The 23,906-nt window shown below is 37.2% G+C and carries 25 protein-coding genes; 9 read left to right on the top strand and 16 right to left on the bottom strand.

All coding sequences use genetic code 11. The features are described 5' to 3' along the window. Window positions 1-108: 108 nt before the first annotated feature. The 3 genes from HUW50_RS08310 to HUW50_RS08320 all read right to left on the bottom strand — a co-directional run bounded on the left by HUW50_RS08310 (window position 109) and on the right by HUW50_RS08320 (window position 2,840). Window positions 109-888 carry an endonuclease/exonuclease/phosphatase family protein gene (locus tag HUW50_RS08310; RefSeq protein WP_066338115.1) on the bottom strand — a complete coding sequence of 260 codons (780 nt, stop codon included), beginning with the start codon at window positions 886-888 and terminating at the stop codon, window positions 109-111. Window positions 889-1,265: 377 nt separating this feature from the next. Further along, entirely contained in the window at window positions 1,266-1,961 is a 696-nt protein-coding gene (locus tag HUW50_RS08315; protein WP_185653831.1) for a copper homeostasis protein CutC, read from the bottom strand. 27 nt (window positions 1,962-1,988) lie between these two features. After that, window positions 1,989-2,840: an octanoyl-[GcvH]:protein N-octanoyltransferase gene (locus tag HUW50_RS08320; RefSeq protein ID WP_066338117.1), complete on the bottom strand. Its 852-nt coding sequence runs from the start codon at window positions 2,838-2,840 to the stop codon at window positions 1,989-1,991. A 324-nt stretch (window positions 2,841-3,164) separates the two neighbouring features. Between HUW50_RS08320 and HUW50_RS27025 the strand changes: the two genes are divergently transcribed. From HUW50_RS27025 to HUW50_RS08340, 5 genes are all read left to right on the top strand, one after another. Continuing rightward, window positions 3,165-3,290 (top strand): hypothetical protein, encoded by a 126-nt coding sequence (locus HUW50_RS27025; RefSeq protein WP_260445673.1) that lies wholly within the window; start codon window positions 3,165-3,167, stop codon window positions 3,288-3,290. A 20-nt stretch (window positions 3,291-3,310) separates the two neighbouring features. After that, on the top strand, window positions 3,311-4,867 hold the full coding sequence (locus HUW50_RS08325) for a spore germination protein (protein ID WP_396652624.1): 1,557 nt from the start codon (window positions 3,311-3,313) through the stop codon (window positions 4,865-4,867). Window positions 4,868-4,894: 27 nt separating this feature from the next. Further along, window positions 4,895-5,986, top strand: a complete 1,092-nt coding sequence (locus HUW50_RS08330) for a spore germination protein (protein WP_066338120.1) — start codon at window positions 4,895-4,897, stop codon at window positions 5,984-5,986. Continuing rightward, a complete protein-coding gene (locus HUW50_RS08335) occupies window positions 5,983-7,188 on the top strand; it encodes a Ger(x)C family spore germination protein (RefSeq protein ID WP_066338126.1) in 1,206 nt (401 codons plus the stop codon). The genes HUW50_RS08330 and HUW50_RS08335 overlap by 4 nt, the downstream gene beginning before the upstream one ends. A gap of 67 nt (window positions 7,189-7,255) precedes the next feature. Further along, window positions 7,256-8,464 carry a Ger(x)C family spore germination protein gene (locus HUW50_RS08340; RefSeq protein ID WP_185653832.1) on the top strand — a complete coding sequence of 403 codons (1,209 nt, stop codon included), beginning with the start codon at window positions 7,256-7,258 and terminating at the stop codon, window positions 8,462-8,464. A 115-nt stretch (window positions 8,465-8,579) separates the two neighbouring features. Here the strand turns inward: HUW50_RS08340 and pta are convergent, their stop codons facing one another. Further along, window positions 8,580-9,548, bottom strand: coding sequence for a phosphate acetyltransferase (gene pta, locus HUW50_RS08345; RefSeq protein WP_066338137.1), 969 nt, complete (start codon window positions 9,546-9,548; stop codon window positions 8,580-8,582). Window positions 9,549-10,019: 471 nt separating this feature from the next. Between pta and hemQ the strand changes: the two genes are divergently transcribed. Continuing rightward, on the top strand, window positions 10,020-10,772 hold the full coding sequence (hemQ, locus tag HUW50_RS08350) for a hydrogen peroxide-dependent heme synthase (protein ID WP_066338139.1): 753 nt from the start codon (window positions 10,020-10,022) through the stop codon (window positions 10,770-10,772). 353 nt (window positions 10,773-11,125) lie between these two features. On the opposite strand, the gene HUW50_RS08355 is transcribed toward hemQ, so the two are convergent. Then, window positions 11,126-11,599 carry a GNAT family N-acetyltransferase gene (locus HUW50_RS08355; protein ID WP_066338149.1) on the bottom strand — a complete coding sequence of 158 codons (474 nt, stop codon included), beginning with the start codon at window positions 11,597-11,599 and terminating at the stop codon, window positions 11,126-11,128. A 370-nt stretch (window positions 11,600-11,969) separates the two neighbouring features. Here HUW50_RS08355 and gerQ point away from each other — a divergent pair, with 370 nt between their 5' ends. Next, window positions 11,970-12,425 (top strand): spore coat protein GerQ, encoded by a 456-nt coding sequence (gene gerQ / locus HUW50_RS08360; RefSeq protein ID WP_083964771.1) that lies wholly within the window; start codon window positions 11,970-11,972, stop codon window positions 12,423-12,425. A 42-nt stretch (window positions 12,426-12,467) separates the two neighbouring features. Here gerQ and HUW50_RS08365 read toward each other — a convergent pair whose 3' ends face one another. From HUW50_RS08365 to HUW50_RS08385, 5 genes are all read right to left on the bottom strand, one after another. Then, the gene (locus HUW50_RS08365; RefSeq protein WP_066338153.1) at window positions 12,468-12,839 is read right to left on the bottom strand and encodes a DUF423 domain-containing protein; all 372 of its coding nucleotides are present in this window, start codon (window positions 12,837-12,839) and stop codon (window positions 12,468-12,470) included. 330 nt (window positions 12,840-13,169) lie between these two features. Beyond that, window positions 13,170-13,469 (bottom strand): hypothetical protein, encoded by a 300-nt coding sequence (locus tag HUW50_RS08370; RefSeq protein WP_083964755.1) that lies wholly within the window; start codon window positions 13,467-13,469, stop codon window positions 13,170-13,172. A 112-nt stretch (window positions 13,470-13,581) separates the two neighbouring features. Continuing rightward, complete coding sequence (locus tag HUW50_RS08375; RefSeq protein ID WP_185653833.1) at window positions 13,582-13,884, bottom strand: YwdI family protein; 303 nt, start codon at window positions 13,882-13,884, stop codon at window positions 13,582-13,584. A 223-nt stretch (window positions 13,885-14,107) separates the two neighbouring features. Beyond that, the gene (locus HUW50_RS08380; RefSeq protein ID WP_066338164.1) at window positions 14,108-14,785 is read right to left on the bottom strand and encodes a uracil-DNA glycosylase; all 678 of its coding nucleotides are present in this window, start codon (window positions 14,783-14,785) and stop codon (window positions 14,108-14,110) included. Window positions 14,786-14,790: 5 nt separating this feature from the next. Continuing rightward, the gene (locus tag HUW50_RS08385; RefSeq protein ID WP_066338167.1) at window positions 14,791-15,600 is read right to left on the bottom strand and encodes a glycosyltransferase family 2 protein; all 810 of its coding nucleotides are present in this window, start codon (window positions 15,598-15,600) and stop codon (window positions 14,791-14,793) included. 386 nt (window positions 15,601-15,986) lie between these two features. On the opposite strand from HUW50_RS08385, the gene HUW50_RS08390 reads away from it, so the two are divergent. After that, on the top strand, window positions 15,987-16,301 hold the full coding sequence (locus tag HUW50_RS08390; RefSeq protein WP_396652609.1) for a YflT domain-containing protein: 315 nt from the start codon (window positions 15,987-15,989) through the stop codon (window positions 16,299-16,301). 100 nt (window positions 16,302-16,401) lie between these two features. Here the strand turns inward: HUW50_RS08390 and HUW50_RS08395 are convergent, their stop codons facing one another. The 4 genes from HUW50_RS08395 to HUW50_RS08410 all read right to left on the bottom strand — a co-directional run bounded on the left by HUW50_RS08395 (window position 16,402) and on the right by HUW50_RS08410 (window position 21,071). Next, a complete protein-coding gene (locus tag HUW50_RS08395) occupies window positions 16,402-16,959 on the bottom strand; it encodes an HPP family protein (RefSeq protein ID WP_066338173.1) in 558 nt (185 codons plus the stop codon). A 290-nt stretch (window positions 16,960-17,249) separates the two neighbouring features. After that, on the bottom strand, window positions 17,250-18,782 hold the full coding sequence (galT, locus tag HUW50_RS08400) for a UDP-glucose--hexose-1-phosphate uridylyltransferase (protein ID WP_066338179.1): 1,533 nt from the start codon (window positions 18,780-18,782) through the stop codon (window positions 17,250-17,252). A 109-nt stretch (window positions 18,783-18,891) separates the two neighbouring features. After that, window positions 18,892-19,881 (bottom strand): UDP-glucose 4-epimerase GalE, encoded by a 990-nt coding sequence (galE, locus tag HUW50_RS08405; protein WP_066338189.1) that lies wholly within the window; start codon window positions 19,879-19,881, stop codon window positions 18,892-18,894. A 20-nt stretch (window positions 19,882-19,901) separates the two neighbouring features. Next, window positions 19,902-21,071 (bottom strand): galactokinase, encoded by a 1,170-nt coding sequence (locus HUW50_RS08410; RefSeq protein ID WP_066338191.1) that lies wholly within the window; start codon window positions 21,069-21,071, stop codon window positions 19,902-19,904. 269 nt (window positions 21,072-21,340) lie between these two features. Here HUW50_RS08410 and HUW50_RS08415 point away from each other — a divergent pair, with 269 nt between their 5' ends. Next, window positions 21,341-22,186 (top strand): AraC family transcriptional regulator, encoded by an 846-nt coding sequence (locus HUW50_RS08415; protein ID WP_066338196.1) that lies wholly within the window; start codon window positions 21,341-21,343, stop codon window positions 22,184-22,186. Between the two features lie 116 nt (window positions 22,187-22,302). Here HUW50_RS08415 and HUW50_RS08420 read toward each other — a convergent pair whose 3' ends face one another. Together HUW50_RS08420 and HUW50_RS08425 are read right to left on the bottom strand one after the other, a co-directional pair. Continuing rightward, entirely contained in the window at window positions 22,303-22,557 is a 255-nt protein-coding gene (locus HUW50_RS08420; RefSeq protein WP_066338198.1) for a hypothetical protein, read from the bottom strand. A 74-nt stretch (window positions 22,558-22,631) separates the two neighbouring features. Next, window positions 22,632-23,543, bottom strand: a complete 912-nt coding sequence (locus HUW50_RS08425; RefSeq protein WP_066338200.1) for an NAD(P)/FAD-dependent oxidoreductase — start codon at window positions 23,541-23,543, stop codon at window positions 22,632-22,634. Window positions 23,544-23,906: the final 363 nt, after the last annotated feature.

Here is a 23,906-nt window from a genome sequence, read left to right on the forward strand (position 1 = left end):
TGAAATTGCACATATTGAAAGTATTTTATGTTTGTCGTAAGATTAACCCCGCCCAGCAATTATGCAAATTAAATCAACCGTAAATCAAGGAAAACCAAAATCATTTTCTTATAATTGAATAGAAGACTTTAGAATAACTGGATAGTGATCAGAAGGAAAACCACCATTTACCTTACTTCTATCAACAATCGTATTCTGTAAATAAATGTCTTTTGTGACGAAGATGTAATCGATTGGATCACCCTCTTTTCCACCTGAAAAATTATGAAAAGTAGATCCAACATTACCTTCGAAAATGTTATAAGAATTCACGATCTCTTCTTTATCATTTAAAAACTTAATAACGTTGTTTTGAGGCGGTGCATTCAAATCACCTGTTAAAAACGCAGGTCTAGCCTTTTGTTGGCGATGAGTGTTCATTGTGTCCCAAATCATCTGAATACCCTTTTCCCTTGCGTCCTGACTTATATGATCCAAGTGAGTATTATAAAAACAGAATTCACTTTCAGTTTCTTGCTGTAATTTAAAATGCCCCCATGTACAAACGCGTGGACATTCTGTTCCCCAACTTTTGCTGCCCGGTACATTTGGTTTTTCAGATAACCAAAATTGTCCTTCGTCGACAACAGTTACAACATCTTTTTTAAAAAAAATTGCTGAAAATTCACCTTTATTTCCCCCATCACGACCTTTTCCAAGCCAATGATAGTTGCATAGACGTTCCTCAAGGTCAGTTAACATATAATAAACTCCTTCTTGAATTCCAAAGATGATAGGATCGTGTTTCATTATCATTTCAGCAATCTTGTCAGCCCGGTAGGACCATGCATTATCATTATCATCAGGACTATCCACACGTAAATTAAAGGTCATTACTTTAAACTCCATTTTTCTCCTCCTATTTTGATAAAATAACCTACTTAATGGCCAATTTGTTCTAATTACAAAAGGTTTTTTGGTAGATCCGTATCTTTCACACACCTCTTAAATCAGTTTTGAAGCATTTTACTTAGCTTAATAGTAATAACATGAAACAAAACTTAAAATATGTATCTTTTTCCATCTATGTTGTATTTGACAATCTTCCTAATAAAATAAAAGAAAACCCCTCACATAGAAAGGTTTCCTTAAGCTTATACTTTTAAAATTATTTGTTTTATCAGATTCACACTATGAGCGTAAAGGTCAGTATAAATGCTTTATTTAGCAGCTAACCTTTATTTCTTTTCTCTGAACTATTCAAACGATTCGATTTCACATCAAGCTTAGCTTACAATGATATCTTTTATCTTCTGAAGGATTCTTCCATTAATTGATTGACGAAAATCCCCTTCGATTCGGACACCTGAGCCAAAATGATATTCTTTCGCCTGCAAGGTTTGATGGATAAACTGTATATTGTTTTGATCAAGCCCTGAACCTGGCATAATAACAGGATTTTCAGTACTTTGTACAGACTCCTTCATCAAATTGCATAACATATCCAATCCTTTCATTACTGTTGGTTTCCCCCCAGAAGTTAGCACCTGATCAATCTTATAAGGAGACCCGCATAAGGATTGATAGATTTCTTGTGGATTAGATTCGTCAATGGCACGGTGAAAGGTAATCGATAGCCCTTTAGCTTCCTCTACTACCATTGCAAGCAGTTCAAAATCCACTAATTTTTCTTCCGTTAGTGCACCGAAAACAATCCCTGCAGCACCTAGTTCTCGAGCAGCCTTAATGTCTTCTTTCATCATCTCCCATTCTTCCTTCTGATAGACAAAGGAATAGCTATGAGGACGAATCATCACCATAACAGGGATATTAACACTGTTTACGACACTCTTAATTGCTCCAAAGCTTGGGGTTAATCCACCTTCACTAATTGCTGAAACCAATTCTAAGCGATCCGCTCCATATGCCTCAGCAATTTTTGCATCTTCTTGATTTAATACAATTACTTCAACTTTACTCATATAAAATCCCTCTAGTCTCAGTTTTATCTAGCGCTCTTTCAAAAAGACTTTGTCATTTCGATCATTCATTCTCACTAAATATTGCTGGAAAATTTGCTGCTCCTGGGCAGTCAATGATGATGACAGCAACTGCTGACTATGGTTCTTTAATGTTGTTAATAGCTCAAATAAAAACTTTTCAACAGTAAGTTCAATTCCGAGTAAATCACTTAACGATGACATTGTTTCCGGTTCTATCTTTGGAAAGGTAAACTTTGTTTCTTCTTTTTTTAAGGAAATTTCATAAAATTGTCTGATCAAATCAGCGCGACCTCCACCACTTCCAGCAACACAAAGATATATTTGAACCGCAATCCCCTTTTGAAGTCGACGTTGTGAAATACCAGCAAACTTCTTTCCATTAATACTTAGATCATAGCTTCCAGGACAATAAGATCCTACAATTTCACGTGCTTCAACCTGACTGCCATTTTCCTTTAACATACGTTTTATTAAATCCAGCATCGCATCATACCCACGATTAATGTCGATGCCCTTATCACGATCAGGAAAAATGAGAGAAATGTTTAACACATCCTTGTCCAATACAACGGCAAGTCCACCAGAGTTTCTTACGATGACGTGATAGCCCTTGTTTTTTAAAAAATTTACTCCATCCTCTAAATATGGCAGCTTCGTATCCTGTATACCAAGGACGATTGTATTATGATGCACCCACGTTCTCGCAGTTGCTGGTGATTCATGCTTTCCAACGCTTGCACATAATGTATCATCAATCGCAAATGAGTGCTTAGCATCAAATTGAGGTCCAAGACTAGATTGGTCGATAATTCTCCATTCAGGTTGATTGATTAAAGAGGCTGTTATTGAAAGGTCCATACTATGTATTACTCCCTTGAACTTAACATTTTTCCCTTCCATTATATCACTTTCAGGATCGTGGAAAAGTCTTTAAAGAATAAAGAGATGATTAGCAAAGCAATTAAACTTCTAACAAGTTTTGATCGATTGTTTGTACTTAATGTTGACATGATAAAAAATATTATTACTACACCAGGTTCATTACGTAATATTCTGCATACACACACAATGTCGTGCAAATAATAATGGAAGAATCTTCAGTTTTTAATGAAATTGGCACTTTACTCTACATCGGTACCTGCAGAATTTGGAGTATGACTTACTAAAAGGGTGATTATTAATATGTGGAAAATGGTATATTCCTATCTTCCAGACTGGAAAGTTTTTCTTCAAGGATTTATCGCATTTTTCGTTCCGTTTGCAATTTCAAGATTTTTTAAATGGGCCCGTACTTTAGAGGAAGAGTGATGAAGATGAAATGGACATCAATGAAAAATCAAAGAAGACATTCTTCCATTCAAAGTAAAAACGAGCAAAATACTACCCTTTTTCAGGATTCAACAGACCAACTGACTGGCGATTTCAAGGTGAACCTAGAGCTTGTCAAGCAAGAAATCGCCGATAACTCAGATGTACATGTTCGTGAGTTAAACATAGGGCGCACAGGAATTCGTGCTGCAATCATGTTTGTTGATGGTTTGTCAGATAGAGATCTCATCGACAAACATATAATGAAATCATTGATGCTAGATTTTTGCGAAGAGTTTAAAGAGGAAACTCCTAATGTGAAAGGTACATTTTCAAATGAATTTATCATAAATCAGGTTCTTTCCATTAGTGATGTTAAAGTTGTCAATTACGTAAAAGAAATAGTGACAAAGGTATTTACAGGTTCAACCGCGCTTTTAATTGATGGTTCTCCTGATGCCTTTATCCTTGGCACGACAAAAGGGAAAACTCGTGATATTAACGAGCCATTAACAGAGGCATTAGTCAGAGGTCCAAGGGTGGGATTCACTGAATCTTTATCCGATAACACTGCCCTATTAAGAAGAAGCGGTGAAAATGGAAACTTAACATTAACCAAATACAAAGTAGGAAAGCGAGAAAAAAAAGAGCTGGTCATCGCCTATATGAAAGAGATTACAAACTTAGAATTAGTAAATGAGGTAATCAAAAGAATTAAGAAAATAGATATAGATGATGTACCTGAATCAGGTTATGTAGAGCAGTTGATCGAAGATAATTATCTAAGTCCCTTTTCCCAGGTACAGAGTACGGAGCGTCCTGACCGTGTAATCAGTGCAATGATGGAGGGGCGAGTAGCAATCCTGTTAGATGGGACACCATTCGCATTGATCGCTCCAGTTACATTCAGCATGCTTTTACAATCGCCAGAAGATTATTATGAACGGTGGATCCCTGGAACCCTTATACGTCTATTACGATTTGGTGCAGCTATTGTTACGTTGTTCGCTCCTGCATTATATATTTCTTTTATCTCCTTTCATCCAGGATTGATTCCAACCAAGTTAGCCATTTCGATTATAGGTTCTAGAGAGGGTGTCCCTTTCCCTTCCTTAATCGAGGCACTGCTTATGGAAATAGCTATTGAAATCTTAAGGGAGGCAGGACTACGCTTACCTAAGCCGATTGGACCAGCAATGGGAATCGTTGGCGGACTGATTATTGGCGAAGCAGCGGTACAAGCAGGGATTGTCAGCAATATTATGGTTATCATTGTAGCAATAACCGCTATCTCCTCCTTTGCCCTTCCTAATTATAGTGCAGGTATTCCATTGCGTATCCTTCGCTTTGTAGCAATGTTTAGTGCTGCATTATTTGGATTGTACGGTGTCATTCTGTTTTTTCTCTTCCTATGCAGTCATTTAGTGAAATTAAAAAGCTTCGGCGTTCCTTATGTAAGTCCTGCGGTACCTTATCAAATAAGTGATTGGAAAGATTTTATGGTTCGCATGCCGCTTCAAATGATGAAACGTCGTCCAAAAATGCTGAATGGAAAAGACCCAATACGCAAAAGGTAACCTTCTACGAAAGGAAGTGAAACAAGGATGAATCTCAGTCCGAATGATCGAATTACCACTTCGCAAGCAGCTGTCGTCATCAGCAATTATATCCTTGCTACTGGGATTCTCACCCTACCAAGAACCTCTGTGGAAAAGGTAAAAACACCAGATGTTTGGATTAGCGTTCTTATAGGCGGGCTGATTGCAATGATCGCAGGGGTTATCATTGTGAAATTAAGTCAACAATTTCCCGAAAAAACGTTTTATCAATACAGTCAGAAGATTATAGGAAAATGGGCTGGTGGATTCCTTTGTCTGATTTTAATCGTTTACTTTTTTTCTCTCTCGGCATTTGAAGTCAGAGCCCTAACAGAAGTCACAGGGTACTTGTTGTTAGAAGGCACTCCTACCTGGGCGATTATCATGCCCTTCATGTGGGTGGGTCTCTATTTGATATTGGGAGGTATTAATCCAATCGCTCGTCTTTTTGAAATTATTTTCCCAATTACCGTGATCATTTTTTTGCTGGTTTCCCTGATGAGTTTTAAACTATTTGAACTAGATAATTTACGCCCGGTATTAGGATTAGGAATTATGCCGGTATTAAAAGGGATAAAGACAACATCTCTCGCATTCATTGGCCCTGAAATCATGCTGCTCCTAACAGCGTTTATGAAAAAACCAAAAAAAGCGGTGAAAGCCGTTCTGATTGGGGTTTCAATCCCTATAGCCTTTTATATGATCACAGTTGTGATGGTTATTGGTGCGTTATCAATTGATGGAGTAATCACAAGAACCTGGCCGTCCATTGACCTTATTCGAAGTTTTGAAAGCCCTGGTTTGATCTTTGAGCGATTTGAGTCGTTGTTGTTAGTGATTTGGATCATGCAAATATTTTCCACCTTCACAATCACATACTACGCTGCTTCTTTAGGGCTCGCTCAGCTCTTCAAAAAAGATATTCATCGATTTATCTATGGCCTGCTTCCCGTTATTTATCTCATTGCCATGGTTCCAAAAAACATCAACGACCTTTTTAAATTTGGGGATATCTTAGGTAATATTGCATTGTATTCATTTGGCTTACTTCCTTTGCTCCTACTCTTAGCTTCTCGATTAAGAGGAAAAAAATCATGAATATACGTCATAATCTGCGGTTCCTTTTGCTTTGGCCGACATTTTCACTTCTCCTCCTTACTGGATGCTGGAGCAACCTTGAAATTGAAGATCTAGGCATCGTATCCGGTTTGGCGTTAGATATAGCAACAGAGTCACCAATTGAGGAGGAGCTAAAAAAACAAGGAGGGGGATATTCGAAAAAGGATTTGATTACTTCAACGTATCAGATTGCTACGCCATCATCATCGGAACAGGATAGCAAAGGGGGCGGCTCAAATCAAAAGCCATATAAGAATATTTCTGAAACCGGTGATTCACTCATTCAATCAGTACGTGAAATATCATTGAGAAGAGATGCTCCCCCCATTGGCCACCACTTAAAAGTGATTGTTATCAATGAGGAGCTTGTTCGATCATATAGTTTGGAGCAATTATTGGATTTCCCTCTACGTGATAACGATTTTAGACCAAGCTGCCTTGTGCTTATTTCCAAGGGGCAAGCTAGCAAAGCGCTAGAATCAACTGATACAACTGAGATTCCAGCATTCCGTTTGATTGGAATAGTAGATAATGAATATCGAACATCAAGGATTTTGCCCCCATTGTCACTTGCTAAATTAACGAGCAAGATGCAATCTGGGTCCAGTTTTCTGTTGCAAAATGTCATCTCTTCTAGAGGAGAAGTAAAGTTTGCCGGAGCGGCTATCATAGAGGGAAAGACTAAGATGCTTCTTGGCTTTTTGAATGAAGAAGAATTGGATGGTTTAACATGGTTAACCGGAAAGGGAAAAGGTGGTTTGGTGAAAACCTTCAATGTAGAAACAAAACAGCCAATCTTATACGAGGTAGAGTCAATGAATAGCAAAATTACCCCTCATGTTAAAGGAAGTAATATCTCTTTCGATGTCAATATTGAATCTGAAGGACGCATCTCTGAAAATTGGGTAACTTCCGAGAGTACACCAATGAAGACATTTATAAAAACAGCTGAAAAATCCACTGAAGAAGAAGTCAATCGATTAGTGAATCTTGTAATAAAGAAAATGCAAGAAGATTACCAAGTCGATGTAGCTGGCTTTGGAAACCAGATAAGAATCAAACACCCCAAATTATGGGAGGATATAAAAAAGGATTGGGATAAAACATTTAGTGAGGTTCAGATCAATTTCACCGTGAACATTACGATAACAGACTTTGGAACTTCAGAGATAAGTAGATGATCGATCAAACAATAAATGTGACAAGATTTTTTTATCATTTCTTGAAACAGGATGGGGGAAAAGCATAATGCAAAGTCTTAAAAATGCAGAAATCCTTTTGTTTTCGCTCCCAGTCCTTTTACTCCTTTTTCTAGCTGGTTGCTGGAACAGCAATGAAATTGAAGATTTAGGCTTAAGTATAGGTCTTGCATTAGATGAAGGGAAAGAGTCACCAATTGAAAAAGAGTTTATGGAATATGGAGAAGAATACCTTAAAGAAGATTTTATAACGCTAACCTATCAATTTGCAAACCTACAAAGTACAGAGTCAGCGGGCACTGGAGAAGAAAGACAACTAAAGCCATATGAGAATATCTCCGAAACAGGTGATTCCGTCCATCAAATGACTCGGGAATTTTCATTGAGAAGGAATACTCCCATGTTCAGTCCCCATCTAAAAGTCATCGTTATCGGAGAGGATCTTGCAAGTAAACATAGTTTGGAACAATTACTTGATCAATTTTTGCGGGATAATGAGATTAGACCTAGTTGCCTTGTGCTCATTAGTAAAGGGCAAGCCAGCAAAACGCTTGAATCCAAAGACACAATGGAAATTCCATCATTTCGATTGCTAGGAATTTCTGCTAATGAATATAAAACAACAAGGATATTGCCTCCTATATCTCTTGCAAAAATAGAAGGAACAATGAATTCTGGCAACAGTTTTCTTTTGCAAAATGTGATTTCAGCAAATGGAGAAGTAAAATTTGCCGGAGCAGCTATTATTGAAGGAAAGACTAAGAAGTTGCTAGGCTTTTTTAATGAAGATGAATTGGATGGGATGACCTGGCTAACTGGAAAAGGAAAAGGCGGTATAGTTAAAATCCTGGACCAAGAGACAGGTCAGCCATTCATGTACGAAGTAACGTCAATGAATAGCAAAATCATACCTCATGTTAATGGAAATAATATCACTTTTGATGTCAACATTGAATCTACTGGGCGAATCTCTGAAAATTGGGTGGTCTCAAAGAAATTGTCTAAACAAACATTTTTAAAATTTGCAGAAAAAGCCACCGAAGAAGAAGTGAATCGACTTGTGGATCTTACATTAAATAAAATGCAAAATGAATACAAAGTTGACGTTGCCGGCTTTGGAAACCAATTAAGAATAAAACATCCTAAACTATGGGAAAAACACAAAAAGGATTGGGACAAAACATATAGCAAGATCCCAATCAACTACAATGTGAACATATCAATCACGGATTTTGGATTCAAAAACTATAGCAAATAAAATCCGTCAAATAAAAATAAGAGGGTGACTCAAAAGGGTCTGGCATCTCCCAACCAATAAATATCCTTGTTTCGGGGGGCTTAACCTTTAGTTTTTTAGTCACTCTCTTTTACCATTAAGCTTGAGCAGCAGTAATCAATGCTAATTTATAAACATCTTCAGCATTACAACCACGTGATAAATCATTAACAGGCTTATTTAAACCTTGTAGGATTGGACCAACTGCTTCAAAATTACCTAAACGTTGCGCGATTTTGTAGCCGATGTTTCCTGCTTCAAGGCTTGGAAAGACAAATACATTTGCATCACCTTTTATAACAGAGCCCGGTGCTTTCTTTTCAGCGACTGAAGGTACAAACGCCGCATCAAATTGGAATTCACCATCTAATACTAAGCTTGGATTAAGCTCCTTTGCAATTTGGACAGCTTGGGCAACCTTTTCTGTTTCAGGAGATTTCGCTGATCCTTTTGTTGAAAAACTTAGCAATGCAACACGTGGATCAATGTTAAACATATTCGCTGTTTCAGCACTAGCAATGGCAATTTCAGCTAGATCTTGACTATCTGGTGCAATATTGATGGCACAGTCAGCAAATACATATTTCTCATCATCACGAACCATGATGAAGACGCCAGAAGTCTTTTTAATTCCTTCTTTTGTTTTAATGATTTGTAGAGCAGGGCGTACTGTGTCTGCTGTAGAGTGAGCAGCACCACTCACAAGACCATGGGCTTTTTCAAGATGAACTAGCATTGTACCGAAGTAATTTTCATCTAAGAGAATTTTACGTGCATCCTCCTCTGTTGCTTTCCCTTTACGTCGTTCAACAAATGAAGCCACAAGCTGGTCCATTTCAGCATAGCTATGTGGATCATATATTTCTACACCATCTAATGGTACATTTAATTCTTTTGCCTTATTTGATACTTCTTGTTGGTTTCCGATCAAAATTGGCTGAAGAATACCTTCACTAGCTAATCTACTAACAGCTGTTAAAATCCGCTCATCTAATCCTTCTGGGAAAACAATTTTAATCTGTTGTCCGCTCACTTTTTCCTTTAATGTTGAAAATAAATCTGACACAAAAAAACCTCCTTGAATGGGAATATTATTTCTTCTACAACTAGGATACTCTACTTATTACTAATTTCAAACATTTCCACAAGGTAACAACGCTTACACTATAAAAGTTTTTAATTTCAAAATAAACTAAAAATTTATAATGCTAGAACAAAAGCGCAAGCGCCTTGATCAGCCTCAGGCAAATAAGATGATATAGAATAGAAGGCGTTCTTTGCCTTCAATTCTATATTAGCTAGACCCTAGAGGGGCTAGGCGCTGGAGCTGGATGCCGAGCGCTTATCCACAGTTCAAGAATTTTATAATTTCCTAAACGACAAGTCACCTTTTCTCAGGTCATTCTAATTTGTTAATATACTCCTTTTCTCAAAAACTAACCTACTAATTTTCAAGTTTTATTCACATGGTTGGTTGGACAAACTATGATATAGTTAAAGTGTACATAACGTAATTACAAAATAGGAGTGAATATATATGAGTGAAGCAGCACAAACACTAGATGGTTGGTATTGTTTACATGATTTCCGTTCAATTGATTGGTCAGCATGGAAGCTTTTAACAAGTGATGAGCGTCAAGCTGCAATCCATGAATTTTTGGGACTTCTTGAAAAGTGGAATGTAGCAGAGGATGCTGAGCAAGGAAGCCATACTCTTTATTCAATTGTTGGTCAAAAAGCAGATTTCATGTTAATGATTCTACGCCCAACAATGGAGGAGCTTAACGAGATCGAGCTTGAGTTTAACAAAACAAAGCTTGCTGAATATGCGATTCCTACCTATTCATATGTTTCTGTTGTTGAACTAAGCAATTATTTAGCTGGAGAAAGCAATGAAGATCCATACCAAAATCCACATGTTCGATCAAGATTGTATCCAAAGCTGCCACAATCTAAATACTCTTGCTTCTATCCAATGGATAAACGCCGTCAAGGAAATGACAATTGGTACTCTCTTTCAATGGAAGAGCGCCGTAGCTTAATGAAGAGTCACGGACTAATCGGTCGTTCTTATGCAGGAAAAGTGAAGCAAATTATTACTGGTTCAGTTGGCTTTGACGATTATGAATGGGGAGTAACTCTTTTCTCAGATGATGTTCTTCAATTTAAAAAGCTTGTTTATGAAATGCGCTTTGACGAAGTAAGTGCTCGCTACGGAGAATTCGGATCATTCTTTGTCGGAAACCTGTTAAGTACTTCTAAACTGCATTCTTTCTTTTATGTAAATTAAGAACAAAAGCGTAAGCGCCCGTTAGCGACGTATGAACTGGAGCAATCCGAATGAGATAAAGCGAGACTTCCATCAGTGGTTTTCTGATGGATAGCGAGACTTATCGGACCTTTACGTGCAGTTATCATTTACTGACCGTTTAGGTGCGGCAAAGGAAACACGAAGAGCGATAGCGATTCGATGTTGACTTAGCGTATAAGGAGTGTGAAGTTCACTAGGCGCTGGGCGCTGGAGCTGGATGTCAAAGCGCTTATCTAAAATACAAGAATTTTATACTATCCTAAACGACTAAAAACTGACTCTACCATTAAACCTTATTCTCGGAGAGGTTAACACGGTAATAGTCAGTTTTTTTATTTCAATATTACCTTCTGATAACAGTCTACTTCTTTATTAGCCTTGAATGGCTTTGTTTCATAATAAGTAAAGCCTAGTGATTCCCAAAATTGCTTTGCTTTAGCGTTTCCCTTTAAAACCCCTAAACGAACAGATGATTTACCAGTTTGGAGAAGTTCGCTTTCATATTTAGCAAATGCTAGCTTTGCATAACCTTTTCCCTGTTGATCTCCATGGATCATTAACAGTCCTAGCCAGGGGAATCCATCCTTTGGGTTTTCTTCCAAATAATCTATGACTCCAATATAATTGTTTTCTAACTTTATAAACATGCTTTTTGTTATTGAATTTAGAAACTCCTCTTTCAGCTCTTCGGTTGTTCGGTTTGCGCGACCATTTTCTAGAAGGTTATAACTTTTGTTTGAATGAACAATTTCTTGAACAACTGTAAGCTTGTCACCTGTTATTTCTTCAAATATAATTGTCCTCATTTTATTCCTCCGATGGATTATTTTTTCACTAAAGTCATAAGTTGTTTGTTCATTACATACCTATGAATGAGCAAAGAATGATTTAAGAAGTCCCTCGAGAGCTATGTTTTAACAAGGGGCCAGGTAAAGTGAAGTCGATTTTGCAAGCAAGGGTATTTAGGGACAAAGACATCATTCCGCGCAATATTCTTTATGGTTATTCCATGTAGGAAATTGTCCTACTCAATGGTTCAATCAATCAAATGCTGGCCGGTATAAATCACATTGCTTCTATTCGCCGTCTCAATCTGATATTTCAGCTGTTTACATTTTTTGAGGAGGGTTATCTAGTATGGCAAAAAAAGTTCAAGGTCAACCTTATGGCTATGACATGCAAGGGATGCAGGGAATGCCAGGTGTTCAAGGAGTACAGGCAGGTCAGCCAATGCAGATGCAGCAAGGTGCAGGGTATCAACCATATCCTACATATCAATATCCAGGTCAATTTGCTCAACCTGGTTTACAAGTACCTCCAATGCCACAACAACCAGGACCATCTCAAAATATCCCTGGCATGCTACCAATGGAAGAGTCGTATATTGAAAATATTTTACGTTTGAATCGCGGAAAAGTGGCAACTGTTTATATGACGTTTGAGAACAATCGTGAGTGGAATGCAAAGGTGTTCAAAGGTGTAGTCGAGGCAGCAGGTCGTGATCATATCATCCTCAGTGATCCACAAACCGGGATGCGTTATTTATTATTAATGGTTTATTTGGATTATGTAACATTTGATGAAGAATTAAATTACGATATTCAAGGCTTAGTTTCATATTCACCTAGATAACATTTAAAGAAGGCTGACTTTAAAGAGTCAGCCTCAACCCTTTTATAGAAAACGAATAGCGACATATCCTAATAAAATCCAACCAGCTAAAAAAGCGAGACCACCTAGAGGAGTAATTGCTCCTAAAACACTAATTTGTGTCACACTTAACACATATAAGCTACCTGAAAATAGAATGATCCCCACTAAAAACAACCATCCCGCAGTTGTTAATAATCCAACATTGGACAATTTGTCTACTAAAAAGGCGATCACAAATAATCCACCAGCGTGAAACATTTGATAGGTTACACCGGTTTGCCACGTCTTTATGTACTTTTCGGGAATTTTCCCTTCTAATCCATGTGCACCAAATGCACCTAATGCAACAGCTAAAAAAGCATTGATTGCTCCTAAAATAAGAAAAAGCTTCATATCTATCATACCTCCCTCATTTGTTCCTCTTCCATCTTACCCTACTATTTGGTCTTTTCAACTTGTTTAATTGAGGTATTTTTGACGATTTATTAAACCATTGAGGTAATTTGAAACTGTAGATGTTTGGTTGGAACCTTTTTTTCTGGGAATTATATTGTATTATCTTGCTATTGAACCAGTATGTATGAGAATAGAACCACTTTCTTCGTTAATTGAACCACTCTTCTTTGCTTTTGAACCATTAAGAATCTTAATTGAACCATTTTTCTTCGCTTTTGAACCCCTATCATTTTCCCAATAGAAAAAGAAGAGCCAAATCAATGGCTCCTACCGATTTTGCAAATAAACCTTCAGTACATTTGCTACATCATGTTCGTTATTAACTGCTTTAATATAATAATGGTCCCCATCTAAATATGATTGAAAGTTGCTGTATCCTTCATTTCTTAAAAAATCGTCAATGTCTTGAACAGATTCCTGTGCAGATAATAAATACTTTTGACCAATGTAGTCTTGGTTTACATAGACATCGTAGCGATCATGGGAAAGTTGAGAATTTGTAGAGGCATTAAACAACCCCATATCAAATCTTCCTCTCCCCATATTAAACAAGTCATCGTATGCCATATTAATAACCTCCAATGAATATTTACTATCATTGTGTCCTGATTAGGTTATAATATGATGGATTTCTTTGGAGTGTTTACCTTTCTTATGGCAACACGATTATTTCACGATCTTAAAAATCAAAAAGTGAATCACCGTTTGCATCACTTTCCTTGTAAGGTGTTGATGAAATTGTCGGTTGTTGTTTAACAGCAGTTGACAAATTTCCCATCATTTTTTGAAGCTCTGCTTGATTAATTTCATTTGAATTTGGTGAAGGTATGTTTAAAGAAATCGACTTTTCATCTAATATAACTTCACACAAAGATTTGATCACAACTAGCTTTTCTCTCAATTCCTTATCCGTATCACTTTTTTTCGCTTTATCTAGCTCTTCCTCCATCTTTTGAAGGAGCTTTGACACATGGATATTCAATGTTAGTACCTCCTCCGTTTTAAGACTTATTTGACTTCGGTTCATATTTAAGGCAGGTGATTCCTGAGGATTTCTTTACCATAATGGCTGGTCTGCTTGCTGACTTAAATCCGTACGCACGACAACCATTGGGAAACTTGGCGTCCCATGTGACATAAAAATGCTTACACTTTATGCAATTTACTGTTGCCTCTTTCACTTATTTTAACTCCTTTATGAAAGGCTAACTCTCATCTAAGCACCAATCAATTTCTTTCACTTTACACTGTTTTAAATAATCATTCGTTTTAGAAAATGGTTTACTTCCATAGAAACCTTTTCTAGCTGAGAATGGGCTAGGATGTGGAGACTCGATTATTAAATGTTGGGACGATGTAATGAACTGCTTTTTCTCCCCAGCATGTTTTCCCCATAAAATAAAAACAATCGGCTGTTCACGTTTGTTCAATTGTTTTATAATTTCATCGGAGAACTGTTCCCAACCTTGACCTTTATGGGAATTAGCCACTCCTTTTTTTACGGTTAGTACCGTGTTTAATAACAATACACCTTCATATGCCCATTTCAATAATGAACCATTCGCGGGTGGTTCACAGCCTATATCTTCTTGGAGCTCAATAAATATATTTCGTAGTGAGGGAGGAAGCTTTACATCTGGCTGAACTGAAAAACTTAAGCCCTGCGCTTGTCCTTCACCATGGTATGGATCTTGTCCCAATATAACTGCTTTTACAGCCCCGTAAGGAGTTTTGTTCAAAGCTTCGAAAATATGCTCTTGACTTGGAAAAATGGTTTCTTCGTTATATTGTTCGTGTAAAAATTGTGTGAGTTGTTTAAAATATGGTTGTTCAAACTGATCATTTAATACTCTTGACCAATCATTCTCTAATAAATTCTTCACCTGTTTCACCCCTGTTCCACTATTCGTGAACGAAGAGGTTTGCCATCCCAAACAATCTCTGTGTCTGCTTCACGTTGTTTCATTTCAGGCTCTTCTAAAAGCACAAAAAAGTTTTTCGTTGGTAAGTCTCCTAATTGATGCTTTTCACATAATTTGTCTAAATAGTGTTTTCTTTTATCTGTTAGGTCTGCTGATTGATTATTTCCATTTTCGGTAAAAGCATAGATGACACTAGCAACCGGCATTCTTTTGACACGGCATACTTTAGCAGCTCGTAAGAAAAAGTCCCAATCCCAATAGTTATGCACCTCAGGGTCAAATAAACCAATTTGATCATGGAGTTCTTTTTTATAAGCACTGCCTGACGGAATATAGGTTGAAAATTCCCTCATCGCTTGGAGATCATAATAATATGCGAACGTACGTCTAGCCAAAGGATAACGTATATTCTCTTTCGTTTCAAAGCTGACAATTTCTGCATCTGAATAAACAAAGTCTGCAGTCTTTAATTCACTTTGTATTTGCTTTATATGGTTTTCTGTTAAGAAATCATCGTCATCACAGAGCATAATTACATCACCTGTTACATAACTTACACCAATATTTCTAGCGTGAACATGCTTAACATTTTCCACTAGTTCAATCGCCTTGATCGGCATTTCCTTATATAAATCAACTAATGGTGCAATCGTTTTTCCTGCATCATTTACGATGATGATTTCATATGGTGCAACAGTTTGCTTATGGATCGATTCTAGAAGCTCTGCAAGTTCTGTGATCCTATTATAGGTTGCAATAACAATTGATATTTTCATAAGTATCACCTCAGGTCTATCTTTATTTTAGACTGTTTTCTGCAAAATTTATTGCTTTTTACCAAGTATTCGGTGTGGTTGATTGCAGCGAGAGATACTCGCTTTCCGCGGGGCGGGCGGTGAGCCTCCTCGGCGTAAACGCCTGCGGGGTCTCACCTGTCCCGCTACACCCGCAGGAGTCTCGCACTTCCACTCCAATCAACCTTAAATAGTTTTCGTTTAAAAAGCAACAATCTCTAAGAAAAGTGCATTATTTCAACAAAGTAAATAGCAATTTATATAGGAAAAGATTACATGTGACTTTCTTCTCATTTTTTCTTAACAAGGTTTTCCGGTAAAACAGGAGGGTATTATCAAACTATCAACAAAAAGGAGATGAAAAGATCATGAAAACATATGTTGTAGAAAATGGTGTACAAGCTTCAGAAACAATTAGAAACTTAGAAGTTCAAGGGTTTACAAAGGACGACATCTATTTATTTGCTCATGATACAACTCGCTCCGAGCACTTAACAGAAAATACTGACACAAATAATATTGGCTTAAAGGAAGAAGGGCTTTTTGATAAGATGGCAAATGCTTTCCGTTCACGTGGCGACGAACTTCGTGCAAGAATGACTTCATTAGGTGTTCCCGAAACAGAAGCAATGCGACTAGAGGAAGAATTGGATGAAGGTAAGGTAGTTATTGTTACACAGTAATAAACGTGCGCTGAAGCTGAATGTCAAAACGCTTATCCACAGTACAAGAGTTTTATTTTTTAATAATCAATCAGATAAGGCTGCCATTAGGCAGCCTTTCTTATATCCAGTGCTTAGGATATTGTCTTGATTGAAATAAATTATTATAAAGTAAGGACATCAAGACTAAGAGTACACTACATAATAAAATACTTAGCATTAATCCCCATCCTGCTCCAGTATTTATTGCTACAATAGCACTTGCCGCAGCTGGAGGATGAATCGTGTTAGTTACGACCATTATGATAATAACGACTGCTAAAGTTATCCCAATAGTCAAAAAACTCCGACCGAACGTATCCCAAATCGCAAGAGATGCAAAAGTTGCAATGAAATGACCACCGATGATATGTCTCGGTTGTGAAAATGGACCATTATGTGCCCCAAAGATTAATAAACAACTCGCTCCAATAGGGCCAAGAACCATTGGATAGCCAAGAGATATGGCAATCATACTAATAATGCTCATCGCAACTAGACCACCGACTGCTGAAATCATTAAATCCACATAGTTTAAGTTGGATTTAAATGTGGATTCACCCTTCATTTTTCTTATATATGTACCGAACCCAAGAGGTAATGAGCTAACCTCGGTTCTCCTCATTTTTTCGATATTCATTAGATCCCCCTACACTATACGAAATTGCAATTAGTTTGTAAGTGTTTCTTACAGATAAATTTTATTTTAAATGATCCTTATGACAAAATAAAGAGAAAAGTGGTAAAAATAATACTTCTTTTTCCTCCTACGAAATGTAAGCGTTTCATTAAAACTGAACTCTTTTTTTCTTTCTTACAAACAAAAAAACGCCTCCTTACAAGTAAGGAGGTTATACATTATATAAAGATTAGGGGGGGATTACTACCATTATCGCCAGTATACAATTATCTTATACTAGCAAATTAAAATTACTTTAATTTTTTCTGAAGCTCTTCAATAAAACGCAGAAAACCTTGTTGGCCTGATTTATCACGTTTAAATACACCGGCATGCTCCAAAATTGTCGCAAACACTTGGCCTACTTCTTCTAGTAAAAGTTGATAGCTATTCGTTTGATCCAAATTTGGGTATTTCTTCTTCAAACGTGTTGCCCAATCATAGTGTTTGTTTAAGTCAGCATCTTCTAAAATAATAGACAATTCCTTACCTTCACCAAGGACATTGGCTAATTTTTTTAGTTCATCTAGTAGTCTGCCCGGTAATACAGCTAAGCCCATTACCTCAATAAGACCAATGTTCTCTTTTTTAATATGATGAACCTCTTGATGTGGATGATAAATCCCAAATGGATGTTCATCATTTGTTCGGTTATTACGTAGCACTAAATCAAGTTCAAAAAGATTTCCTCTTCTTCTTGCAATCGGAGTAATTGTATTATGCGGAGTTTCCCCAGAAAAGGCTAGAATCTCAACTGATTCATCACTATAATTCTTCCATTCCTGCAAAATGTCATCGGCTGCACTGATCAGATCCTGCTGATTCGCTCCTTGCAGTCTCAACACAGACATTGGCCATTTTACAATTCCTAACTCTATGCTTGAATACTTGTCTAGCTTGAAGGAGTATTCAACCTCTGCAACTTCCATTGGGAAAGTATGATGCCCACCCTGGAAGTGATCGTGACTTAAAATTGAGCCACCTACAATTGGTAAATCAGCATTAGAACCCAGAAAATAGTGAGGATACTGCTCAACGAAATCAAGTAGTTTCGTAAACGATTCCCTTGAGACCTTCATCGGTTTATGCTCACCTGAAAAAACAATCGCATGTTCATTGTAATACACATACGGAGAATACTGAAAGAACCACTGTTCATCATTTAACGTCACCGGAATAATACGATGATTCTGTCTTGCTGGGTGATCCAGGCGCCCAGCATAGCCAACATTCTCCTTACAAAGCAGACATGTTGGATACTCACTTTTTTGTAAGTTACGAGCTGCTGCAATGGCAACAGGGTCCTTCTCAGGTTTAGACAAGTTAATTGTCATCTGTAGGTCACCATATTCAGTTTCAGCAAGCCATTTTTCATTTTTAGCAATCCGATCTGTTCGTATATAATGAACATCTTGCGAAAACTGGTAAAAGGACTCTGTTGCTTTTTCTGGCCCATATTGGTCAACATTCGTTTGAAAGTTTCGAATGATTTCTCCTTGTGATTGAACGAGACATCCCATTAGCTTAGTATCGAGTAAATCACGGTAGGTTACAGTGTTTTCGAGTAAACGTTCGTTCAGGGCAGCCCAATCCAGAATATTCTCTAAGATAGGAACCGGTGAGGAAAGCTCCTCGTCTTCTACAGTAACCGCTTTAAAATCATTTAATTGTAAAACTTCTAGAAGCTTGTTACGAGTTAAATCCACGTCCCACTCTGAAATGAGTTGCTTTTTACGTCCGAATTGCAGCAGTCGTTCGATTTCTAGATATATATTGATAGACATATAATCATCCCCTCGTGGCATTTACAAGCATGAGCTTTTTCATCTTTATAAAAATTTGGAAATAGCAAGCATTAACCTTTACCTGCTATTCCCTTTTATTAGCATAATCTTATTTCTCGTAACCGCTAGGATGCTTTTGGAACCAATTCCAAGCACTCTCTATCATCGTCTGAAGATCAGCATATTTCGGTTTCCAGCCCAGCTCATTGATTGCTTTTTCAGATGAAGCGATTAAGATTGCTGGGTCGCCTGCACGACGAGGTGCTACTTCAGCTGGAATTGGATGACCTGTTACCTTTCTAGCTGTCTCAATGACTTCTTTAACAGAAAAGCCATTTCCATTCCCTAGGTTATAGGTAGCACTTTTGTTATCTTTACGAAGCTTTTCGATTGCTAAGATGTGCGCATCAGCCAAGTCTGTTACGTGAATATAATCACGAATACAAGTACCGTCAGCTGTGTTATAATCGTCACCGAAAATCATGATTTTTTCGCGATCCCCTAGTGCTACTTGCAAAATGATCGGAATTAAATGTGTTTCAGGCTGATGATCTTCTCCAAGCTTTCCTTCCATATGTGCACCTGCAACATTAAAGTAACGAAGGACAACATAATTCAATCCATATGCTTGCTGACTCCATTTCAGCATTTTTTCTACGGCAAGCTTTGTTTCTCCATATGGATTTGTTGGAACTGTTGGGTCTGTTTCTAAAATTGGAATATTTTCTGCCTCTCCATATGTTGCTGCTGTTGAAGAAAAGACGATTTTCTTAACATCGAATTCTGTCATGACCTTTAAAAGACACATTGTTCCATATACATTGTTATCATAGTATTGAAGTGGCTTCTCAACACTTTCACCAACAAGTGAATCTGCTGCAAAGTGAATGACTGCCTCAATCTCATTTTCTTTAAAAACATTTTTCAGGAAAACCTCATCACGTAGATCCCCTGAATAAAGCTTTGCACCTTCTAAAACAGCTGGTTTATGACCTTTTTGTAGATTATCAACAACGATGACATCTTCATTACGATCTAAAAGCTCTGATACTGTGTGACTTCCGATATAACCTGCTCCACCACATACTAATACTGCCATGCTTTATTACCTCCAATTATTCATTTTAACTCTTTTGCGCCGTCGCCTACACTCGCTACATAAAATTCAGCTGTTAAACCTGTTTTTTCATTGTAGCTTTTTCCTACTTCTTCAATAAACGCTTCTATTTTATCATTTTCGACAATTGATACTGTACAACCACCAAAGCCTGCTCCAGTCATACGCGAACCAATGACACCAGCCTGATTCATCGCAGCTTCAACCAATGTATCCAATTCAAAGCCTGTTACTTCATAATCATCTCTTAATGAAGTATGGGAATCACACATTAGCTTCCCAAAGCTTGATATGTCCCCTTCTTGGAGCTTCTCTACAGCTTGAATGGTACGAGCATTTTCATAAACAGCATGCTTGGCTCGCTTCTGATCAATCTCATTTTGAATCAAATGGCGATTGCTCTCAAATTGCTCTGGCGTTAAATCTCCTAAAGATTGTATTGGAAGCTCTTTTTGTAAATCTTCTAGGGCACGCTCACATTCAGAACGTCGTTCATTATATTTCGAATCCGCTAGTGTTCTACGTTTATTTGTATTTGCTATAACAAGCGATGCATCCTTAAGCAGGATCGGACTATATTGATACTCTAAGCTTTGACAATTCAATAATATCGCATTGTTTTCCTTGCCCATCCCAATCGCAAATTGATCCATAATTCCACAGCTTACCCCGATAAATTCATTTTCAGCATGCTGACTCATCTTTACAAGTTCAACAGTTGCGAAGTTTGTTTCATAGATACCTTGTAGGATAACAGCTGTAGCAAGTTCAATTGAGGCAGAAGAGGATAAACCTGCTCCATTTGGAATATTGCCATAGAATAATACATCAAAGCCCTGACCTAAGTTTACATCTTTATCGACAAATTCTTTTATAACACCCTTTGGATAATTTGCCCAATCATGCTCTTTCTTAAAGGTTATCCCCTCATCAATTGAGAAAGAAATGATGCCAACATCAGGGAAATTCATTGAATACATTTGGATCTTTTGATCATTTCGTAATGCTACCAAAGCGTAAGTTCCAAATGTTAGTGCACAAGGAAAAACATGACCACCATTATAATCAGTATGCTCGCCAATTAAATTCACTCGACCAGGTGCAAAAAAAGTTCGAATATCATTTTCTGTGTTAAATAGCTTTGTAAATTGTTCCATCATTTGTTGTCGCATGAAAATCACCCTTCATTATATCTTATTTATTAGAGACCTATCCTTTTTTTCTAGATCATAATCTTTTATTAGTTATAATTGTAAATTTCCTTCTCACTCGTTACAATGGTAAAATTAAATTGAGAAATTAGCACATATTTGCTCGAATTTACTTTCACTCTTAAATAAATCAGTGTTTAATAACCTTATAAAATAGAATAACTTATACAAATCACCCTTTTTTTGCTTCAACGCTCAGAAAAAGGGTAGAAACAGGGGATTATTTTGCTATGGATAAGAAAACTGGAGCCATCGCTTTTCGGTTTACGGATCAACAAGTCAATCACGTAGCCCAAATATGGTCAGTAGGTTGGGACGAGCAACAATCTTCGCTTTATAATTGGAGTGGTACTGAGAGAAAGGACCAAGAAAAATATATCTTTCAATACACTTTATCAGGACATGGGGAAATCAATATTGATGGTAAGATCCACCAAGTAAAAGCAGGACATGCATTTATTGTTAGTAGTCCAAGTAATTATCATTATTATTTACCTAAGGATTCGGAGAAATGGGAATTTATCTATTTAACTCTTTATGGAAATGAAGCAAAACGCTGCTGGAGTTTTGTAAAAAACTCTGGAAATCAATTTGTTCGTTTTCATCCTGAATCTACACCGATTAAGCTAGTTAAAAAAATCTATGATGATGCAAAAGAAAAGAAAATCACCAATGCATACGAAGGTTCAAGCATAGCCTATAATTTCATTATGGAGCTATATGTCTATCTTTCAAATAGTGATAAGCTAATGGAAGATTGGTCAGAAGGTGTCATTAGTGCTGCATTATTTGCAAGAAATTACTATCAAGATGAAATTGGAGCAGAGGAAATGGCCGATGCTTCACAATTATCGAAATATCACTTTACACGGACGTTCAAAAAAGAAACAGGCATAACACCTATTCAATATTTAACCAATATTCGCCTGCAAAAATCGATCGAGCTTCTGCAACATACGAAATACACGGTTGACGAAATTGCTCAATTAGTCGGCTACAAAAATGCAAATTATTTAAACAAAGTAACGCGCAAGCTTATGGGTAAATCACCTGGAGAGATTAGGCAGGGGAAATAAGAAAAGCTCAGAGCGCCTTGATCAGCCCTGAGTGGCTTATGACACCGAGGGGCTAGGCGCTGGAGCTAGACACTAAAACTAAGTACAAAAAGTTATCCTCTATTTACTTTTTTCCTTCATTTATTCAAATCAATCTGTATCGAGCCCTTTTGATGCATGATTGTCATGGTTGTCCCAGGGGTCATCATATTTTCTAAAATATCCTTTGCAGCTTGCAGAGCAAATTCAATGCGCTCTAGCTTTTCAGTCTCTTCTTCACGTTGAGTTCCAGGCATTTCTGAAAGCTGTTTTGCATATTGAAGTGATTTGAGATGGTAGTTTGCAATCGACTCATAAACTTCATCGTACAGCTCTTCAATTTCTTTTTTCATGACCTCCGCTCCCTTTTATTATCTGCTTGTATACTATCATACAAGACGAAGGGATTAAGGTAAAACGTACTTTTTTATGTACCCTTCAAAAGTCGTTTATGGATCCAGATTGCTGCCTGGCATCCATCAGCCATTGCAATTGTAACCTGTTCTGAATGGGCAACAACATCACCAGCAGCCCACACATTTGTAATATTTGTTTCTTTTGTTCGCGGATCTACTAGGACATGCTTATTCTCTAGCAACTCGACTCCTAGTTGCTTTGCTAACTCAGAGTGAACATGGTTGCCGCCAAATCCGATAAATCCTCTATCCCCACTAACAGTTTGACCATTTTTCAGCTTAACACCTTTAAATGATGATTCATTTTCAGCGATCACTGCTGCAATTTGTTCATTGATGATCGTTATATTATGTTGCATAAGCTTATTTTTCATATCTTGTTCAAGTTCCTTTGAATCATGATTAATGAATGTGATTTGGTTTGTCCAGTAAGTTAATGTTAAAGCAAGATTTGCTCCAGTACTTCCTGATCCTAATAATAAAACATGCTTATCCCTAACCTCATACCCATCACAATCAGGACAAACATATATAGATATCCCTAAGCAGGGTTCGATATCTTTGATAGTTGGAATCTGATCTTTTATCCCAGTCGAAATTAACAAGGTTTTTGTTTTATACTCTGTTCCTTGCTTTGTTCGAAGTAAAATTTCCTTATCATGTTTTTCTGCCTCAATCACAAGATCATTCATAAATTCGATCTCTAAGCTTTTTGCCTGTTTTTGACCTAACTCTCTAAGTGTCTGTCCACTTACTCCATCGGGCCAGCCAAGGATATTATGATACCCTCTGCAAAGATTAGACCTTCCATTTTGACTATCAATTACAAGAACATTATGCATATACCTTCCAAGCTGAATGGCAGCCTGCAATCCAGCAATACCTGCCCCAACAATGATGCATTCATACGTATTTTTCGCCATTCGTACACGTCCTTTTTTATTCGCTTAAATTAGATTGTGTCAAAACGAATGGCATCATTCATGATTTTAGAAAGCGAGAAAGTCTTTATTGATCCATTAGAAAAATGTAGAAGTATTCTTCTCTTTCCATTCATCCACAAAAAAGGAACTGGCCCTTAAGCCACCCCCTTTAAAATTCATTATCAATTGTGGGTAACTAAACTAAAAACTCTTAAAAATTCATTATACTAAATGGTTTTCCACTTATACGCTTTAAAAATTCAGATATTAACAACCATTTTTTCAATTAACAACAAGTTATCCACAAAAGTTATCAACATATCCACAATTTCTATCCACATTTTGTGCGGGTACACACGTTCG

This window comes from Metabacillus sp. KUDC1714 (genome assembly GCF_014217835.1).
GTDB classification, from domain to species: Bacteria; Bacillota; Bacilli; order Bacillales; family Bacillaceae; genus Metabacillus; species Metabacillus rhizosphaerae.

Excerpts from the sequence above, each read along its gene's own strand:
- HUW50_RS08370 (WP_083964755.1), bottom strand. The coding sequence starts at position 13,469 with ATGGCATACGATGACTTGTTTAATATGGGGAGAGGAAGATTTGATATG.
- HUW50_RS27025 (WP_260445673.1), top strand. The coding sequence starts at position 3,165 with ATGTGGAAAATGGTATATTCCTATCTTCCAGACTGGAAAGTTTTTCTT.
- HUW50_RS08325 (WP_396652624.1), top strand. The coding sequence starts at position 3,311 with ATGAAAAATCAAAGAAGACATTCTTCCATTCAAAGTAAAAACGAGCAA.
- gerQ (WP_083964771.1), top strand. The coding sequence starts at position 11,970 with ATGCAAGGGATGCAGGGAATGCCAGGTGTTCAAGGAGTACAGGCAGGT.
- HUW50_RS08310 (WP_066338115.1), bottom strand. The coding sequence starts at position 888 with ATGGAGTTTAAAGTAATGACCTTTAATTTACGTGTGGATAGTCCTGAT.
- galE (WP_066338189.1), bottom strand. The coding sequence starts at position 19,881 with ATGGCAGTATTAGTATGTGGTGGAGCAGGTTATATCGGAAGTCACACA.
- hemQ (WP_066338139.1), top strand. The coding sequence starts at position 10,020 with ATGAGTGAAGCAGCACAAACACTAGATGGTTGGTATTGTTTACATGAT.
- HUW50_RS08320 (WP_066338117.1), bottom strand. The coding sequence starts at position 2,840 with ATGGACCTTTCAATAACAGCCTCTTTAATCAATCAACCTGAATGGAGA.
- HUW50_RS08415 (WP_066338196.1), top strand. The coding sequence starts at position 21,341 with ATGGATAAGAAAACTGGAGCCATCGCTTTTCGGTTTACGGATCAACAA.
- HUW50_RS08355 (WP_066338149.1), bottom strand. The coding sequence starts at position 11,599 with ATGAGGACAATTATATTTGAAGAAATAACAGGTGACAAGCTTACAGTT.
- galT (WP_066338179.1), bottom strand. The coding sequence starts at position 18,782 with ATGTCTATCAATATATATCTAGAAATCGAACGACTGCTGCAATTCGGA.
- HUW50_RS08425 (WP_066338200.1), bottom strand. The coding sequence starts at position 23,543 with ATGGCGAAAAATACGTATGAATGCATCATTGTTGGGGCAGGTATTGCT.
- HUW50_RS08390 (WP_396652609.1), top strand. The coding sequence starts at position 15,987 with ATGAAAACATATGTTGTAGAAAATGGTGTACAAGCTTCAGAAACAATT.
- HUW50_RS08330 (WP_066338120.1), top strand. The coding sequence starts at position 4,895 with ATGAATCTCAGTCCGAATGATCGAATTACCACTTCGCAAGCAGCTGTC.
- HUW50_RS08385 (WP_066338167.1), bottom strand. The coding sequence starts at position 15,600 with ATGAAAATATCAATTGTTATTGCAACCTATAATAGGATCACAGAACTT.
- HUW50_RS08365 (WP_066338153.1), bottom strand. The coding sequence starts at position 12,839 with ATGAAGCTTTTTCTTATTTTAGGAGCAATCAATGCTTTTTTAGCTGTT.
- HUW50_RS08315 (WP_185653831.1), bottom strand. The coding sequence starts at position 1,961 with ATGAGTAAAGTTGAAGTAATTGTATTAAATCAAGAAGATGCAAAAATT.
- HUW50_RS08340 (WP_185653832.1), top strand. The coding sequence starts at position 7,256 with ATGCAAAGTCTTAAAAATGCAGAAATCCTTTTGTTTTCGCTCCCAGTC.
- HUW50_RS08420 (WP_066338198.1), bottom strand. The coding sequence starts at position 22,557 with ATGAAAAAAGAAATTGAAGAGCTGTACGATGAAGTTTATGAGTCGATT.
- HUW50_RS08395 (WP_066338173.1), bottom strand. The coding sequence starts at position 16,959 with ATGAATATCGAAAAAATGAGGAGAACCGAGGTTAGCTCATTACCTCTT.
- HUW50_RS08335 (WP_066338126.1), top strand. The coding sequence starts at position 5,983 with ATGAATATACGTCATAATCTGCGGTTCCTTTTGCTTTGGCCGACATTT.
- HUW50_RS08410 (WP_066338191.1), bottom strand. The coding sequence starts at position 21,071 with ATGCGACAACAAATGATGGAACAATTTACAAAGCTATTTAACACAGAA.